Here is a 17,288-nt window from a genome sequence, read left to right on the forward strand (position 1 = left end):
TAAGATGAAATCAATATGTAAATACCTGTATTATATAGCTTTTGCAGCGATATTTTTTTCCTGCAATATCTCAAATAATAGCTTTAGGAATAATAGGATGAAGCGAGAACATGCTACCCTATTGCTGCAGCCTATTTCTTATCAAAATATTGACTTTGAGGAAGATATTATCAACCAGATACAGGAGTTCTATGGCTTCAATGTTATTGTAGCAAAAAGTATTCAAGTACCACAAAGTTTTGTCAACTACGAAAAAGGGTTTAGATACTCAGCCAGCGATATTTTAGACTATCTAGGAGTTATAAAGACAGATGATCACTCCTTAGTACTTGGGATAACAGCTACTGATATATTCGTTAGCAAAAAAGATAAATACAGAAATATTAAAAAACCGGAAAATAAGTACCGTGTTTGGGGTATAATGGGACTGGCTAAAAGACCTGGAGTTGCAGCTGTAGTGTCTACTAAAAGACTACAAAATGCCAGCAAACAGAAATATAAAGAACGTCTACTTAAAGTAATACTTCACGAAATAGGTCACAACTTAGGATTAAAGCATTGTGAAGACAAAAAATGCCTAATGACAGATGCGGTAGAAAAGGTAAGCACAATTGACCATGCATTACTAGGCTTGTGTAGTAATTGTAGTAGGCAAATAGGCAATTAGTCTTTCTTCTTCAGTATAGATACTGTTAACCTACTCACGCAGACCAGCTTCTCTCTTTCATCTCGTATTTTAATATCCCAGACATGGGTAGTAGCGCCTATATGCAAAGGCTCTGCTCTAGCCGTTACTATACCGGATCTCTTACCTCTTACATGATTGCAGTTTATTTCAATTCCTACACATATCTGCTGCTCATTATCTATACACAACGATGAAGCTACACTGCCTACAGTCTCAGCCAAAGCTGCTGATGCACCACCATGTAGCAGGCCATAAGGCTGACGGGTACGGTTGTCTACAGGCATGGTTGCCTCTATATAATTATCGGCAACTGTAGTAAAGACCATGCCTAGTGTCTCCCCCATTGTATTAGCAGACAAAGCATTCATTTGTGCCAAATCAGGCTGTGTTTTCCAGATCATAAGCACTAAAATATAGTTTGAATCACTAACAATGATATAAAGTTTAACCCTAAAACAAACATACTTTTAAGTAGTAGCTGCCTATAAAATTTACTTTTCTTAAGTAATAACATAATAGTTAAAAATATCGCAAGCAATATCAATAAAACTGTTGATATTTTAAACCCTAACAGTGGCCACCTTTGTATAGTAAATACAGTCGTTATTACTCCATAGCCAATTATTATTCCTGAAAATATGGATGTGATGACTTGTTCTTTGGTCTCTTTTGTTTTTTTATTGGTTTGTGTAACAATGTTTACATCAGGGAATACTATAAAGCCTGCATAGAAGTATAGCGATGAAAGCGCAAAACCAATTAACAGTAATGGTAGCCCTATTATTGAAAGACTTATCAAGCCCAAAAGTGTGGCTATTTTAGTTAGAAATACTAATAAGTATAGAATAACAAAAATTTTCTCAACTTTCTTCATTCGTTGTAGGATTTATATTATTTGATAACTAAATGATTTTAAACAAAATAGAACAAATAAAATATAAAATCCTTCATGCTTTTACATAAACAAGTTCTACATTAGTCTACTAATTAAGACATAATTACTCATGCAAACAATACTTGTAGCTGGCGCAGGTAAAACATCAATATACCTGATCGATTATCTTATAGAGCATGCAGCTAGTAATGATTGGAAAATAATAGTAGCCGATGGTAATGCAGAAGCAGTAGCTGCTAAAACCCGTAACAGCAAATATGCAGAAGCTGCGGTTATAGATATTACAGAGGCAGAAGAGAGACAGCCATTAGTAAAAAAAGCGGATGTGGTTATTTCTTTAATGCCACCTCATTTACATATCTCTTTAGCTGAAGATTGCTTGTTGTACAACAAGCATATCATTACAGCTTCTTATGTGTCTGACGAGATGAAAGAACTAGATGCGGCAGCTAGAGCAAAAGGCTTAATGTTTATGTGTGAAATGGGGCTTGATCCCGGTATTGACCATATGACTGCCAGTCAGATATTCCATAGCATACACAAAGTTGCAGCTACCATCACTTCTTTTAAGTCTTACGCAGGAGGCCTTATAGCTCCGGAGTCTGACGATAATCCTTGGCATTATAAGTTTACCTGGAATCCTAGAAATATTATAACAGCAGGTATGGCGGGCGCGCAATACCTACAAAACAAAACAGTTACAACGCTACCATACAATAAAGTATTTACGGACGTAAACGCTATAGAAAGTGTAAATGGCATTGAGGATCTAATATCCTACCCCAATAGAGACTCTTTAAAATATCTTGACACTTACGAAGTGCCCCATATAGATACTTTTATCAGAGGGTCATTACGTCACCCTATTTTCTGTAAGGGATGGCAAGCACTTATCGACCTTGGTCTTACTGATATTACAGATGAAATCGAAGATGGTATTACGCTTACTGATTGGGTAGCAGATAAAGCTAATTTTGAAGGTCATGGAGACTTGGCTGAGTTTGTTGCGGGCAAATTCAATTTGGAGAAAGAGGTAATGGATTTAATCTCTTGGCTAGGCTTATTTGAAGACACCGCAGTATCTTTCAAAGGAAGCTCTTCTGGCGATCTGTTATTGCATATTCTACTGGAGAAATGGGAGATGCAGCCAAACGATAAGGATATGATAGTGATGCAACATGAAGTAGAATACACTCATAAAAGCAAGACGAGCAAACTAGTAAGCACCTTAGTGATAAAAGGTGAAAATCGAGAATATTCTGCTATGGCAAAAACTGTTGGTTTACCAATGGGCATATTGGCCAAGCAATTGCTAACAGGGAAGATCAAGGCTATTCCTGGTGTTCAAATCCCCACGATGGCAGCAGTTTATAAACCTGTATTAGCTGAATTAGAACAATATGGTATTGAATTTAAAGAAACAGTAATTTAAACTATTACTTTAAGTAGCGTTTCATTTCTCTTTCAGCATCACGGTTTTTAATGGTTTCGCGTTTGTCGTGAAGCTTTTTACCTCTACCTAGCCCAATATCTAGTTTAGCATAACCATTTTCATTGATATACATGCTAAGAGGTACTATTGTGTATCCTTTCTCCTTTATTTTTTGTTGCCATTTGCGTAACTCTTTTTTGTTGAGTAGCAGCTTGCGTTCGCGAGTAGGATCATGACTGATATAACCTGCATTTTCATAATGTCCTATATGCAGACTTTTTATCCATAACTCACCTTCATGAAAAAAACAGAAGCTATCGTTAAAGCTCACCTTGCTATTTCTTATTGACTTTATTTCAGAACCGGTCAATACAATACCTGCAGTAAGCTTATCTTCTATAGCATACTCAAAAGTGGCAGGTTTATTTTTTATATAGACTTTGTCTTTAGCCAAAATAGTGGTTATTTACCCTTCATATACCAGTCAAGCACAGTAGACAATTGTTGCTTGAGTTCCTTTCTTGTTACAATAAAGTCTAAGAAGCCATTATCGCGCAAGAATTCTGAACGTTGGAATCCTTCAGGAAGATCTTTCTTAATTGTCTCTTTGATAACACGAGGGCCAGCAAAACCAATTAACGCTTTTGGTTCGGCAATATTAACATCTCCCAACATTGCGAAAGAAGCAGTAACACCACCCGTAGTTGGGTCGGTCATGAAAGAAATATATGGTAGTTGCGCTTTAGATAATAAAGTTAGCTTAGCAGAGGTCTTAGCCATTTGCATTAGAGAAAATGCACTTTCCATCATACGAGCACCACCTGATTTGGAGATGATCATAAATGGCATTTTGTGTTTTATAGCATAGTCTATACCACGACTGATCTTTTCACCAACAACAGAGCCCATAGAGCCGCCAATGAAGTTAAAGTTCATACATGCTATCACAAAGCCCTTCCCGTCAAGCTCACCTACACCAACGGTCATAGCATCAGTAAGACCAGTTTTGCTCTGTGCATCTACTAGCCTGTCTTTATAGGGTTTTAAGTCTACAAATTCTAATTTATCTGTTGGCTTTATTTCTTTGAATAACTCTTCATATTTGCCTTCATCAAACAGAATATTAAAGTATTCTTTAGCGTTTATGCGAAAGTGATTTTCACACTTTGGGCATGTATATAGATTATCTTCTAGCTCTTTAGCTGTAGAGGTTTTCTTACACTCAGGGCATTTAGTCCACAATCCGTCTGGAGCTTCCTTTTTCTCGTGTGTACTAGTATGTATGCCTTTTTTTATTCGTCTAAACCAAGTAGATGACATAAAATATCAAGTTTGCTTAAAAAAACATGGAAACCGATGTGGCTTCCCTATCTATGCCCTTTTATGGACATTTTAAATGCTTTCGTAACGGCTAAGGTAGGTTATTAATGCAAAATGTAAAAATATTGAATCGTTGCGCTTTTACATTTATGTTTTTATCATTCCATTTCTCTCTTTCCAGACAATAGATAAAGTACAGCCATGCGTATGGCTACGCCATTCTCCACTTGGTCTAGAATAATAGATTGGTCACTATCTGCTACATCTGAATTCAGCTCCACCCCTCTGTTTATAGGTCCAGGGTGCATGATCACTATTTCTTTCTGTAAGCTATCCAGCATTTGCTTATTTACTCCGTAAAACAGCGCATATTCTCTTAGTGTAGAGAATAGTGGCTTGTTTTGGCGCTCCAGCTGTATTCTAAGTACGTTGGCGATCTCACACCATTGTAGAGCTTTCTTTACATTATACTCTACTTTTACGCCTAGCTCTTCAATATGCTTCGGTATTAGTGTAGGCGGCCCAGCAACTACTACCTCAGCACCTAGTTTCTTCAGGCAAAAAATATTGCTTAAAGCTACTCTGGAGTGCATTATATCTCCTATTATCGCTACCCTTTTACCTTTTAGGTCTCCAACTTTCTCCCTCATAGAAAAGCCATCTAGTAAAGCTTGTGTTGGGTGCTCATTCACTCCATCACCTGCATTTACTATGCTAGCATCTATATGGTTGGCCAAGAACCATGGCGCTCCACTTGCAGAGTGCCTCATTACCACCATATCCACCTTCATGGCTAGGATATTGTGTACTGTATCAACGAGGGTCTCCCCTTTAGAAACAGATGAGCCTGAGGCAGAGAAGTTGACCACATCAGCACCAAGCCTTTTTTCTGCTAGTTCGAAAGATATTTTTGTTCTGGTAGAGTTTTCGAAGAAGATATTAGCAATGGTAGTATCTCTCAGCGATGGTACTTTCTTTATCGGGCGTTGTAATACTTGCTTGAAATTGTCCGCCGTTCGGAAAATAGTTTGAATATCCTCCGGTTGAAGCTCTTTAATTCCCAGTAAGTGTTTTACCGATAATGACATGTATCTCTTTTTTCTTTAAATAATTAGTCTATCAATACAACTACGTCTTCTTTCTTGTCCTCTTCCGCCCATTCTACAATTACTTTTTGGGTAATTATGGTATCTACGGTTTGTCCTACATAATCGGGGTGTATAGGCAACTCTCTGCTAAATCGTCTGTCTATCAATACCAATAGCTCCACGTTTCTTGGTCGGCCAAAGTCTATTAGAGCGTCCATAGCGGAGCGTATAGTGCGCCCTGTGTGCAGGACATCATCAATTAAGATGACGTTTTTGTCCTGTATGCTGAATTCTATATCCGTTTTCTTAGGGACTTGTATCTCGTTCGACTTGTTGATATCATCTCTATAAAAGGTGATATCTAATCTGCCATAAGGTATCTGTGTTTCGTTGGTTATCTCTTTTACAAGTTCTGCAATACGGTCGGACAAAAACACACCACGTGGCTGTATGCCAATAATAACAGTATCCTTAAAAGAAAGATGATTCTCGACTAACTGGTGAGCTAACCGCTGCAGCGTAATATTGAGTTGACTATGATTGAGCAGCGTCTTCAATTGTTGCGAAATTTTGACCAAAAATAAGAAGCTAAGCGGGAATTTCTGAATATTACTCGATTTTCTTTCAAAATGTTACGAATTGTTACGTTTTGTTACAGATTTTCAATGTTTGTTTCATTCCATCATATATAAAGTGTAGTTATCTGCTAATTTTAATCCTAAGTATGATTCATACTCCTTAGAACTACCATAAACTATTACAGGCTGGGGGTAACCCGCAAAAATAAAAAGAATGCTTTTTTCTTCATAAATAATAGCTCTCATGTCAACATCTGCCATAAAGGTTTTAGCTCTTTTTTCTTGCTTTTCATCTATAAAATCATTTTTGCACATCGAATCAATGTTATTTGTTGCAGATATACAACGCTCCCAAAATAAACCTTTTGCTGTATAGTTAATTATATAACTCTCACCAATATTGCTTGGTTCAAAGATGTCGTTATGTAAAGATGAAAAGTATTCAAACTCACTTAGATATTCACGAAAATCTGCTGCGTGGTATTCATCATCAGTTACGTATCTATCATACAATTTATGTGCTGTAACTATAAAGAACCCTCCGAACACCATAAATAAGAAAAGCCTATTTCGTATTACTCTATTTCCCTTAGATGACATCTATTGTTACGTTTTGTTATAGGTTTTCAATGGTTGTTCTTGTAACAATTAGCTTAATACTTAATGTATATTCTTCCTCCATATTTTGAATCATAATAATCAATTTTATAGTCTTCGTTCTCTGTCATTATTGCATTTGACAATCTAAGACCTTCATCATCTAGTCTTTTCAAAGTATTGTCATCTATTTCAAGCGAACTACCTGGTGTATATTTCTGATACTCAGTTGCCCAATTCTCTAGGCTAGTTTTTAAATTGTCGGAAACTACCAAGTCTGATATTTCTATCCACTCTTGTGTATTTATATCTCTTACGCCAGTTCCTGTAAAACAACCATCTAATACGATATATGCTCTTTTCATAAAACATTAATAATAATAGCCTGCATGAATAATCGTTGCATCACTATACCATTTCCTCGCTACAAACTTTATAACATATCCATCAGTCATTGCAAAACTAGGAAATGCAAACCTGTGATCTGAACTTAGTATAATTGGCATTTCTCTATTACCATACTTAAAATGCCTATTCGTACTAGAAAAAATAATGCCCATATCACCAGAACAATCTTTTGGCTTTTTAGTATTAAGCTTATATAAAGCTAATCGTACTGTATCATCTGTAAGCACATACATCTCAATAAACCAATAACCATCATGCTGACTCATCTTATTTTCCAGAATGTGAGTTACTGTATCTGGAAACTTATATTCCATACTAGCCCCTTTTTTAGGGGGCTCTATCTCTAATATTTCTATTGAAGGCACTTCAAACTCTTGAGCATAGGTACTGATACCCACAAATAATATCAGTGTATATAGAAATAGTTTCATAACCAACTCTTTAATTATAACAAATATACAATACTTACGCCATAAAAAGCTGTAAAAGATAACACATATTTCTTTCCCTATATTTAGTTTGCAAGCAAGAGTCCTTTACCTTTGTATCTAGTTACACAATAGAGAGAAAGCCATCATGAGTAGAGCCGTAATAACCGCTAATGAGATCAATGAATTGTTTGACCAATATGCCGCTGCATTAGAGAAAAATGATGCAAAAGCAATGGCTATGCTCTATGCACTACCCTGCACTTTCTTGTCTAACGACGGCTCTTCTGTATATAGCGATTTAGCACCACTAGAAGGGGCCATTAGCCAAGGCAGACGTTTCTACAAAAAATATGGTATTGTTGCTGCTGCTCCCGATGTTCGTAACAAATACTCCATTACCGATAAGATAGTGCGTGTAAAAGTGAATTGGAGGTATTTGGATAAAGACCATCGCGATGTGTATAACTGCGACTACGAGTATATCGTAAAGCAGCAGATAGATGGAGAATGGAAAATAGAGATGGCCATCTCTATCAACGAAAAAGAGCAGCTGGAACAACTACAAAAATAAAGAGGCTACAAATACATGCAGCCTCCCTTTTCTCACTCTTTGCTCATCCGAGCTATTTGAAAGCATTGATGCCTGTAACATCCATGCCTGTAATCAATAAGTGAATATCGTGCGTACCCTCGTAGGTTACCACACTTTCTAAGTTCATCATATGGCGCATAATGCTAAACTCACCAGTTATACCCATACCGCCTAATATTTGTCTGGCTTCGCGAGCTATCTTTAAAGCTATCTCACAGCTATTACGCTTAGCCATAGATATCTGTGCAGGTGTAGCACGGTCTTCATCTCTTAGTGTGCCCAAGCGCTGAACCAGCAACTGTCCTTTAGTAATTTCAGTGATCATCTCGGCTAGCTTCTTCTGTGTTAGTTGGAAACCAGCAATTGGTCTGTCAAACTGTACACGCTGTTTAGCATAGCGTAGTGCTGTATCGTAGCAATCCATAGCACAACCCAATGCGCCCCAAGCGATACCATAGCGTGCGCTAGATAAGCAAGTCAAAGGTCCTTTTAGTCCTTTCACGCCAGGTAGTATATTTTCTTTAGGCACTTTTACATTGTCAAATACCAACTCACCCGTTGCAGATGCACGTAAAGACCATTTGCCATGTGTAGTAGGTGTGCTAAAGCCTTCCATACCACGCTCTACAATAAGTCCTCTAATATCACCTTGCTCATCTTTAGCCCAAACTACAGCTATATCAGCAAATGGTGCGTTGGATATCCACATTTTAGAACCGTTAAGGATCACATGGTCGCCCTCTTCTTTAAAGTTGGTCAGCATACCAGCAGGGTTAGAACCATGATCTGGCTCTGTAAGCCCGAAGCAGCCCATCATTTCACCTGTAGCCAACTTAGGAAGGTATTTCATCTTCTGCTCCTCACTACCAAATTTGTAGATAGGGAACATTACCAAAGACCCCTGTACCGATGCTGTAGAACGGATGCCTGAATCACCACGCTCCAGCTCTTGCATCATAATACCATAGGTAGTATAGTCAAGACCCGGACCGCCATATTGCTCCGGTAAAAAAGGACCAAAACAACCTAACTCACCCAATCCTTTAATGATCTGGCTTGGAAACTCTGCCTTTTGCGCATAATCTTCAATTATTGGAGATATCTCTTTCTTTACATAAGAGCGTACAGAATCGCGAATTAGCTTTTGTTCATCGGTCAAAAGTTCGTCTAAGAGATAATAATCGGGGTGTTGATATAAATCCTTTTCCATCTAAACGTTAAAATTTATGTTAATGTGACGCGCAAAGGTAGCATATTTGACAGTGTCCTTATAATTTTGTGCTGGAAAAAAGTGACTGAAAGACAAATATTTATGACAGAATAGCTTACCTATAAGCATATAAGTTATATATATAGCCTAGCCAGATGCAATACAGGTAGGTATCTCAACAATAAAATAGCGATATAGTACGTTAGAGAGGCTAAACTTATACGAAATTTGGAACAATATTTGAGGTTAAAATATTATTAAATAAATGACAATTCTCGAACAAACCATTTAGAAAAAATCATTGTCTTTATGGTTGTAAGAGGCACTTGCTTTAACTCATTGCACATTTTTAAATAGATATTATTATGAGGCAGTTAAAAATTGCCACCCAGATTACAAACAGGGATTCACAGGCGGTTGAGAAATACTTACAGGAAATTAGTAAGATTTCTATGATTACTCCTGAGGAAGAGACTACTCTTGCTCAGAAAATTCACATGGGTGACCAGTGGGCTTTGGATAAGATGGTGAAAGCCAACTTACGTTTCGTGGTATCTGTTGCTAAACAATACCAACACCAAGGGCTTACATTGAGTGACCTTATTAATGAAGGAAACCTAGGTTTAATTAAAGCGGCACAACGTTTTGATGAAACTAAAGGTTTTAAATTCATCTCTTACGCAGTATGGTGGATTCGTCAATCTATCTTACAAGCATTAGCAGAGCAAGGACGTTTAGTGCGTCTTCCTCAAAACAAGATCGGTACTTACAACAAGGCTAACAAAGCATTTATAGCTTTTGAGCAAGAATTTGAGCGTGAACCATCTACAGAGGAGCTAGCTGAGATATTAGAAATGAGTGAGACAGAGGTGACCAATATCTTCACTACTAATAGCAGACATACTTCTCTTGATGCACCGGTGCACGAAGCAGAAGATGTGGCTATGGGCGATCTGCTACCTGGCGGTGGCGATACCGATGATGATGTAATGAAAGACTCTCTTCGTAACGAAATTCAACGCATTCTTAAAACACTAAGTGTTAGAGAAGCTGAGATATTAGCAGCATACTTCGGACTAGAAGGAGACAACGGCCCTACTGTAGAAGAGATAGGAGAAAAATATGACTTAACGAAAGAGCGTATTCGTCAAATTAAAGAGAGAGCTATCAAGCGTTTGCAAAAAGCACGTTATAGCAATGCCCTTAAAGGGTACTTAGGATAATACAATACTTTTATATATTATTTTTCAAGCCACAGGTTATAAAACTTGTGGCTTTTTTTATTGTTTATCGTGTAGCAATTACTATTTTTCACCTCTGTGGACATCAGCACACCAAACAGCTTAAAAGAGAACCGGATAGTACTATTACTGCTATTCTTACTGTATATCACTATTCTCCCCAGAGACTATATGATATACGACTTTGACTTTTGGACCAACTGGGCTATCTACATCCATCAGCACGGCATTACGGATGTGTACAATAACGACTTCATGGTCGACTACCACCCTATTTACCTGTACCTGATATGGATATACGACAAGATACAAGGCAATGAGTTTAGCATTGTACAGAATATCAATTACCTGAAACTCATACCGCTATTCTTCGACTTTCTACCCATATTCATACTCTGTGGCTTTAGGCAAAAGATAGTGCCTTATAGAATACCATTTCTATTCCTACTGCTCAATATTGCTTATATGTACACTACCCTGATATGGGGGCAGGTAGATAGTGTGTATTGTAATTTGGTATTCCTTGCGCTTATAGTAGGCTTTTATAAACCCGTATGGAGTGCCGCGCTTTTTGCCTTAGCATTAGGCACCAAGTTGCAAGCCATCATATACCTTCCTGTATTGGTCATTGTATGGGTGTATGCCGTGCAAAATATCAAGCAAGCTATTCTATTGTTGGCTACTATGTGTAGCACGATATTACTGATCGCATTGCCATTTATCTTAGCAGGCAATGGTAGTCAGTTGTTAGCTGTGGTTACATCGGCTGTAGGTAGGTATCCTCATGTTTCGGTTTCAGGTTTTAATATTTGGTATCTCATATATAGTGGTAACCCTAATCATACTGTAGATACTGATACCTACTTTCTATTATCATTCAAGAACTGGGGGCTGCTTCTGTTTTTCATATTTAGTGGTATTACATTACTTACTGTCTTGTTTAAGGCTATAAGGATGAGGCTGGAAGCCACTGATAAAGATGAGTTAGTAAAGCTGTTACTACTTGCAGGTGGGTTGGTGACACTATACTTTTACTATTTCAATACGCAGATGCATGAGCGCTATGCCCATGCCATGATAATCCTCTTCTTTTTCTATGGTGTTTATACCAAGAAGTACCGCTTATACATCTTGTGTTCCATCCCCTATTTTTTAAGTTTGGAGAAGAGTTTCCCAGAGTATTTAGATATTGAGCATTACAAATTTCTATTTGCCTCCAAAGTGATCGCTCTTTGGTATACTCTAACAATAGGATATGCCATGTATGAGTTTTTCAAACTATACCGACCTAAGAGAGAATATTTATTATTAAAAGAAGCTTGGCAAAAGACTAAGACTCCGTAGATACGTTTTTCTTTTTTCTGAAAAGTGAAAGAGCCCCAAGAGTTACGAGGTAAAACACTAGTGAGGCAACTATAGCGAGCACCGTTCCACCTAAGAAAAAGGCTATACCCTCGTCTTTAAATCGCTCTAGGGTAAAGTTGCCGATCTCTATGCTCAAGTCGTGCCCTAGTAGCCACTTGCCGGTAAACAAACTAGCAGCCATAACAAAGAAGGTAAGCGGGAAAATACTAATATTGGCAGCTAGTATAAATAGCGCTTTATTAAGCCTAAAAAACAATGCTAAAGGTATGCCCACAGCCAGTTGGAACCCCCAGATAGGTACAATGCCCATAAATACACCAAAACCTACAGAGGCAGCTTTTTTATGATTGCTTTCTTCAGGGTTTATAAAAAGCGCTTTCCATATTTTCTTTAAGCCCTCTTTGCTGGTGAGCATTCTTATAAAGTCTCTTGGCTTTATCCATAACAAGGCAATAAGTACTAAAACGGTATTAAGTAAGCTAATCCTTGTAAAATCCTTGAATGGTCTAAAATGTGATACCCTCTCTTCTGGCTTGGGGTAATACACAGAAACAGGGATGCTAATAACAGGAATACCGCTCCATGCTGCACGCACTAATATCTCGATCTCAAACTCATATTTTCGCGTAACGTATTTCTTCTTAGCCAGTTTTTTTACCGGATACGAACGATAGCCCGTTTGGGTATCAGGTAATTTTTTTCCAGTATTGACCCAGTACCAAAAATTAGAGAATTTATTACCAAAGCTGCTTTTGCCGGGTACATTTTCTTGCTCCAAATTGCGTGCGCCAACAATAAGGGCATCTGGAGTTTCTTCCAGTTGATTTAAGAAAAGGTTTAAGTCCTTGGCAAAATGCTGGCCATCACTATCCATCGTTATGGCATGGTCGTAACCTAGTTCATTAGCCGCTCGTATACCTGTTTTTAGGGCGATACCTTTGCCTTTGTTGGGCATGTAGCTAACCAACTGTACTTGCGGAAACTGCTCAAGAATAGTTTTGGTGTTATCGGTTGAACCATCGTTTACAACAATAACCCTAGAGGTATACTGTAAAACACTCTCTAATACTTCTGCAATGGTAGCGGCATTATTGTAGGTAGGTATGAGTGCACAAGCATTTACTCGTTCAAATTGTGCTTCATACAATGGATATTCAACTGTCGACATATTTGCCTGCCAAAGATATTTATTGCGTTGGACTATTCGTTTATTTTCTTTTTACACTTAGCTATTTTCTCTTCCATTCCTTTTCGTTCCTCTACGGTAGCTATTTCTAAAGTCAGGGCATTGTTATAGTAGTCGATAGCTGCGTTGTACCATCCTTGTTGTAGGCAATAATCCCCCGCTATTCTATAGGCATCGTAATAGTTAGGATTGCTATGTGTTACTATTCCCGTATCTACGCTACTGCCAGCCAGTAAAGACATTTTATTGGCTCTGAATGTCAAGAAGTTTTTATATTCTTTTGTGCTAAGAAAGCTATCTGCAGGAATGGTTAAGCTATCAATAGCGATAACTGTATCTTTTTGTAAACCATGCAGTTGAAATACTTTATTTAAATCATAACACACATATTCTCCGAGCTGCCAAGGACTGGTACTCACCCAAACACGTAAGCTGTCAGGTTGGAAAATAACAGAGTGATGAGCTATTAATTGGTTGACTGCTTTTTCATTACCCTCTCCAATATCAGCATTATGTAATCCTCTACGGTCTCTTAATATAGCAGCCATTTTGGTAGGATTAAGCGGATAGTTATTATTCATCAACTCCTCCAATCTTTCATACCTATATACCGAAGCACTGTTTTGTTTTTGCTCTATGTTGAGTTCTTGTTGTTCAAACAATTTGCTTTGATAGTGATTGGTACATTGTATGGCTTTTCCGTTAGGGTCATATACATCCAGTTTTTTAGGTGTTTTCTCTATCACTACAGCTTTATGGTCGGCAGCGCTACCAACTAAAAAGCTTTCGGAAACAAACATCTTACGTTTGCTGGCAATAGCTATAGCCTCTTCTATATTACCTGCATATTGTAACACTTCTCTAGCCACCAGAGAAACGGGCGTTGCAGCACCGAAAGGAATATCAGATTTAGCGGCATTAATAGTAACTGTAAGCCCTTTATCATTCATACCTGACACCACTCCTGTGAAGCCACCCCATGTTACAAACATGAATTTATGCCCCTGTTCAGGTGCATAAAAATTGACCATTTTATGCTCGGCAAATTTATCTCCTACCCAAAAATCAAAATTTCTACCTATCAACAACGAGCCATCTTCTGTTTTATCATCCCATGCACCAAAAGAGGTACACCCTACCAGCATCATATTCTGTAAGGCATGACCTATATCATGTGCCGCATGATAGTTGAGAATACGGTCATAGTTATCCCCTATCCAGCTAAAGGAATCGGCAGCAGCATGCGAAACGCCATATATCTCTTTTTGATACTCTTCTTGTACATAGTCGGGCAAATCACGATTCATGAACCCAACGATATACTTTAAAAATTTCAAGTATTTACTAGAGGGTATCATCTGCTTTATCTGGTCGGTAAAAGCTACTTCTTGCTCTACAATGAGTTCTTGCGATAGTTTACCATTCTTTAACCCTAACTGATACGGACTACCAGAAACATACATCTCATATAATCCTTGCGAGTTTTGACGTATCCAGTTGGTATCTTCTATGGTATATAAAGTACCAGATATATGCTTACGTTCCAGTTGTTCTAAGGCCGCATCATCGACCACCTTAGGTGGTGTTGCATCAGAAGCAGCCCATATATATATGATCAAGACCAGTATGAGGAGTAAACAGATACTAATAGTATAGGCTAAAGCCTTAAGTATCTTCTTGATAATTCGCATTAGGCAAAGATAAGTGGTTTAAATGTTCTCCACAGTTGCTGGGTGCTTTAAAAATATCATTTTACATTTGAGTTAAGAAAACGTTTATCATATGCATCTATTACTGACGAACATAAAACAGCTATGCTTGGTAGAGCAAGGTGAAGAAAGAAAAGCTCGCGTAAGCGGAGCAGATATGGGGAAGATCGATTGTATAGAAAATGCTTGGCTACTGATAGAAAATGGTAAGATCAAGGATTTTGGGGATATGGAGCACAGGCATACTGTGCATGCAGAAGATGTACTGGATGTTTCTGGCAAGATGGTTCTTCCTGCTTGGGTAGACTCTCATACGCATTTAGTATTTGCATCATCGAGAGAGTCTGAGTTTGAAGACCGCATAAAAGGCCTGAGCTATGAGGAAATAGCAAGAAGAGGTGGTGGCATATTAAACTCTGCTAAGAAGATAGAAGCTATAAGTGAAAATGAACTATATGACCAAAGCTTGGCCAGATTACATAAAGTAATAGCGCAAGGAACTGGTGCTATTGAAATAAAAAGTGGCTATGGCTTAAGTCTGGAAAGCGAATTAAAGATGCTCAGGGTTATAAGACGATTGAAAGAGGATAATATCATCCCTATAAAAGCCTCTTTCTTGGCGGCACATGCCTACCCTTTGATGTATAAGACCAATCATGAAGGTTATATCAACCTCATCATTAATAAAATGCTACCGGAAGTGGCTGGTGAAGGGCTAGCTGATTATATAGATGCTTTTTGTGAAGAAGGGTTCTTTAGCGTTGACGAAACAGAACAAATATTGGAGGCAGGTGCTAAATACGGGCTTAAGCCTAAGATCCATGCCAATCAGCTACACTACTCAGGCGGTGTGCAGGTAGGTGTAAAGCACAATGCTGTGAGTGTAGACCATTTGGAATGTGTAGGTGAGGATGAGATCAATGCCTTAAAAGGTAGCAATACCATACCAACCTTATTACCTGGCGCAGCATTTTTCTTAGGTGTAGGCTACCAACCTGCGAGAAAATTAATAGATGCAGACCTTCCTGTATGTTTGGCTACAGATTATAATCCGGGTTCTTGCCCATCAGGCAATATTCCTTTATTACTCACTTTGGCTTGTACACAGCTAAAAATGACCCCTGAAGAGGCTATAAATGCAGTTACCCTTAACGGAGCAGCAGCATTGGAGCTACAGGACAGTTTAGGGTCAATAGCAATAGGCAAACAGGCTAATTTGATCATAACCAAACCAATACCTTCTTTATCTTATATACCATATGATTTTGGTAATAATCCGGTAGAAAAGATGATTTTAGGTCATCATATCATATAAATTGAACGTTTTTTACCGTTTTTTAGCCTTTACTGATTACTTTTGCTATCCGTACAAAATAAATTTATGGCAACTACATCAGACATTCGTAATGGAATGATTCTCAAACTGGATAATAACCTATATTCAGTTGTTGAATTCGGACAAAACAAAACAGCTCGTTCTGCAGCTAAAGTGTGGGCTAAATTAAAAGGTGTAGACAATACACGAACAATTGAGCACACATGGAACTCTGGTGAAACTATTCACCCGGTACGTGTAGAAAAAAGGAACTTCCAATTCTTGTACAAAGACGACATGGGTTTTAACTTCATGGACCAAGAATCTTTTGAGCAAATAACAATGACGGAAGATAAAATAGACAATCCAGGTTTATACAAGGATGGTCAGGAATGTTTTATCTCTGTAAATACGGAGACCGATGTACCGATGAACGTTGAGCTTCCTGCTAACATAGTACTTCAGGTTACTTATACTGAACCTGGTATTAAGGGAGATACTGCTACACGTACATTGAAACAAGCTACTGTAGAAACTGGTGCTACTGTAATGGTTCCCTTGTTTGTAGATACAGATGAATTAATAAGAATAGACTCTAAAACAGGCGCTTATATGGAGCGTGTGAAGGAGTAACATTATTAAAACTAAATCCAAAAAATTGTTCCCATTATGGAATTCAAACAAATACAAGAGCTTATAAAAGCTATAAATAAGTCTAACCTTACAGAACTTAAAATAGAAGATGGTGAGTTCAAACTTACTATCAAGCAAGGTGGCGAAACCAGAGTTATTACGGCTGTAGAGCCTCAAATGCAATATGCAGCTCCAGCTCCTGTTGCGGTGCCACAAGCTGCAGCTCCTGCTGCTACACCTGCGGCGGCAAGCGCTGATTCAGCTCCTGCTGCGGCTGATAATACAGAAACTATCAATGCACCGATCATAGGTACTTTCTACCGTAAGCCTAGCCCAGACAAACCACCGTTTGTATCTGTAGGTGACATTGTAGAAGTTGGTCAAGTGGTATGTATCATCGAGGCGATGAAAATATTCAACGAAATAGAAAGTGAGGTTTCAGGTAAAGTAGTAGAAGTACTTATCAAAGGTGATAGTGAGCCTGTTGAGTACGATCAACCACTTTTCCGTGTTGAACCTGTGTAATATTTGATTTATACATAGCTGGTAGGAGTAATATTGAGCATACTCAGTAATTACCCATCAGCTTTTTGCTTACAA

At 38.1% G+C, this 17,288-nt stretch carries 20 protein-coding genes; 8 read left to right on the forward strand and 12 right to left on the reverse strand.

What is annotated here, in order from left to right; all coding sequences use genetic code 11:
• Nucleotides 1–97: 97 nt before the first annotated feature.
• On the forward strand, nucleotides 98–667 hold the full coding sequence (locus R2800_04760) for a matrixin family metalloprotease (protein MEZ5016341.1): 570 nt from the start codon (nucleotides 98–100) through the stop codon (nucleotides 665–667).
• On the opposite strand, the gene R2800_04765 is transcribed toward R2800_04760, so the two are convergent.
• Together R2800_04765 and R2800_04770 are read right to left on the reverse strand one after the other, a co-directional pair.
• A complete protein-coding gene (locus R2800_04765) occupies nucleotides 664–1,089 on the reverse strand; it encodes a hotdog fold thioesterase (protein MEZ5016342.1) in 426 nt (141 codons plus the stop codon). The genes R2800_04760 and R2800_04765 overlap by 4 nt on opposite strands.
• Nucleotides 1,090–1,094: 5 nt before the next feature.
• Nucleotides 1,095–1,562 (reverse strand): hypothetical protein, encoded by a 468-nt coding sequence (locus tag R2800_04770; GenBank protein ID MEZ5016343.1) that lies wholly within the window; start codon nucleotides 1,560–1,562, stop codon nucleotides 1,095–1,097.
• A gap of 130 nt (nucleotides 1,563–1,692) precedes the next feature.
• Between R2800_04770 and R2800_04775 the strand changes: the two genes are divergently transcribed.
• Entirely contained in the window at nucleotides 1,693–3,015 is a 1,323-nt protein-coding gene (locus R2800_04775) for a saccharopine dehydrogenase C-terminal domain-containing protein (GenBank protein MEZ5016344.1), read from the forward strand.
• Between the two features lie 4 nt (nucleotides 3,016–3,019).
• Here the strand turns inward: R2800_04775 and smpB are convergent, their stop codons facing one another.
• The 7 genes from smpB to R2800_04810 all read right to left on the reverse strand — a co-directional run bounded on the left by smpB (nucleotide 3,020) and on the right by R2800_04810 (nucleotide 7,437).
• Nucleotides 3,020–3,469, reverse strand: a complete 450-nt coding sequence (gene smpB, locus R2800_04780; GenBank protein ID MEZ5016345.1) for an SsrA-binding protein SmpB — start codon at nucleotides 3,467–3,469, stop codon at nucleotides 3,020–3,022.
• Between the two features lie 8 nt (nucleotides 3,470–3,477).
• The gene (gene accD / locus R2800_04785) at nucleotides 3,478–4,335 is read right to left on the reverse strand and encodes an acetyl-CoA carboxylase, carboxyltransferase subunit beta (GenBank protein MEZ5016346.1); all 858 of its coding nucleotides are present in this window, start codon (nucleotides 4,333–4,335) and stop codon (nucleotides 3,478–3,480) included.
• A gap of 158 nt (nucleotides 4,336–4,493) precedes the next feature.
• A complete protein-coding gene (locus R2800_04790; GenBank protein ID MEZ5016347.1) occupies nucleotides 4,494–5,423 on the reverse strand; it encodes an aspartate carbamoyltransferase catalytic subunit in 930 nt (309 codons plus the stop codon).
• Between the two features lie 23 nt (nucleotides 5,424–5,446).
• Nucleotides 5,447–5,980, reverse strand: a complete 534-nt coding sequence (gene pyrR / locus R2800_04795) for a bifunctional pyr operon transcriptional regulator/uracil phosphoribosyltransferase PyrR (protein ID MEZ5016348.1) — start codon at nucleotides 5,978–5,980, stop codon at nucleotides 5,447–5,449.
• Nucleotides 5,981–6,097: 117 nt separating this feature from the next.
• Nucleotides 6,098–6,601, reverse strand: a complete 504-nt coding sequence (locus R2800_04800) for a hypothetical protein (protein MEZ5016349.1) — start codon at nucleotides 6,599–6,601, stop codon at nucleotides 6,098–6,100.
• Nucleotides 6,602–6,654: 53 nt separating this feature from the next.
• On the reverse strand, nucleotides 6,655–6,963 hold the full coding sequence (locus tag R2800_04805; GenBank protein ID MEZ5016350.1) for a hypothetical protein: 309 nt from the start codon (nucleotides 6,961–6,963) through the stop codon (nucleotides 6,655–6,657).
• Nucleotides 6,964–6,969: 6 nt separating this feature from the next.
• Nucleotides 6,970–7,437 carry a hypothetical protein gene (locus tag R2800_04810; protein ID MEZ5016351.1) on the reverse strand — a complete coding sequence of 156 codons (468 nt, stop codon included), beginning with the start codon at nucleotides 7,435–7,437 and terminating at the stop codon, nucleotides 6,970–6,972.
• A 145-nt stretch (nucleotides 7,438–7,582) separates the two neighbouring features.
• On the opposite strand from R2800_04810, the gene R2800_04815 reads away from it, so the two are divergent.
• On the forward strand, nucleotides 7,583–8,008 hold the full coding sequence (locus tag R2800_04815) for a hypothetical protein (protein ID MEZ5016352.1): 426 nt from the start codon (nucleotides 7,583–7,585) through the stop codon (nucleotides 8,006–8,008).
• A gap of 52 nt (nucleotides 8,009–8,060) precedes the next feature.
• Here R2800_04815 and R2800_04820 read toward each other — a convergent pair whose 3' ends face one another.
• Nucleotides 8,061–9,239 (reverse strand): acyl-CoA dehydrogenase family protein, encoded by a 1,179-nt coding sequence (locus R2800_04820; protein ID MEZ5016353.1) that lies wholly within the window; start codon nucleotides 9,237–9,239, stop codon nucleotides 8,061–8,063.
• 365 nt (nucleotides 9,240–9,604) lie between these two features.
• On the opposite strand from R2800_04820, the gene R2800_04825 reads away from it, so the two are divergent.
• Both R2800_04825 and R2800_04830 read left to right on the forward strand, forming a co-directional pair.
• Complete coding sequence (locus R2800_04825) at nucleotides 9,605–10,462, forward strand: RNA polymerase sigma factor RpoD/SigA (GenBank protein ID MEZ5016354.1); 858 nt, start codon at nucleotides 9,605–9,607, stop codon at nucleotides 10,460–10,462.
• A gap of 96 nt (nucleotides 10,463–10,558) precedes the next feature.
• The gene (locus R2800_04830; protein ID MEZ5016355.1) at nucleotides 10,559–11,824 is read left to right on the forward strand and encodes a hypothetical protein; all 1,266 of its coding nucleotides are present in this window, start codon (nucleotides 10,559–10,561) and stop codon (nucleotides 11,822–11,824) included.
• Here R2800_04830 and R2800_04835 read toward each other — a convergent pair.
• The gene (locus R2800_04835) at nucleotides 11,811–13,013 is read right to left on the reverse strand and encodes a DUF2062 domain-containing protein (GenBank protein MEZ5016356.1); all 1,203 of its coding nucleotides are present in this window, start codon (nucleotides 13,011–13,013) and stop codon (nucleotides 11,811–11,813) included. The two genes, R2800_04830 and R2800_04835, sit on opposite strands and share 14 nt — an antisense overlap.
• A gap of 32 nt (nucleotides 13,014–13,045) precedes the next feature.
• Entirely contained in the window at nucleotides 13,046–14,722 is a 1,677-nt protein-coding gene (locus R2800_04840; GenBank protein ID MEZ5016357.1) for a C45 family peptidase, read from the reverse strand.
• A gap of 91 nt (nucleotides 14,723–14,813) precedes the next feature.
• On the opposite strand from R2800_04840, the gene hutI reads away from it, so the two are divergent.
• From hutI to accB, 3 genes are all read left to right on the forward strand, one after another.
• The gene (gene hutI, locus R2800_04845) at nucleotides 14,814–16,055 is read left to right on the forward strand and encodes an imidazolonepropionase (GenBank protein ID MEZ5016358.1); all 1,242 of its coding nucleotides are present in this window, start codon (nucleotides 14,814–14,816) and stop codon (nucleotides 16,053–16,055) included.
• Nucleotides 16,056–16,121: 66 nt separating this feature from the next.
• Nucleotides 16,122–16,688, forward strand: a complete 567-nt coding sequence (gene efp, locus R2800_04850; GenBank protein MEZ5016359.1) for an elongation factor P — start codon at nucleotides 16,122–16,124, stop codon at nucleotides 16,686–16,688.
• Between the two features lie 36 nt (nucleotides 16,689–16,724).
• Nucleotides 16,725–17,213 carry an acetyl-CoA carboxylase biotin carboxyl carrier protein gene (gene accB, locus R2800_04855; protein ID MEZ5016360.1) on the forward strand — a complete coding sequence of 163 codons (489 nt, stop codon included), beginning with the start codon at nucleotides 16,725–16,727 and terminating at the stop codon, nucleotides 17,211–17,213.
• Nucleotides 17,214–17,288: the final 75 nt, after the last annotated feature.

The sequence above is a fragment of the Flavipsychrobacter sp. genome, assembly GCA_041392855.1.
GTDB lineage: Bacteria > Bacteroidota > Bacteroidia > Chitinophagales > Chitinophagaceae > UBA5543.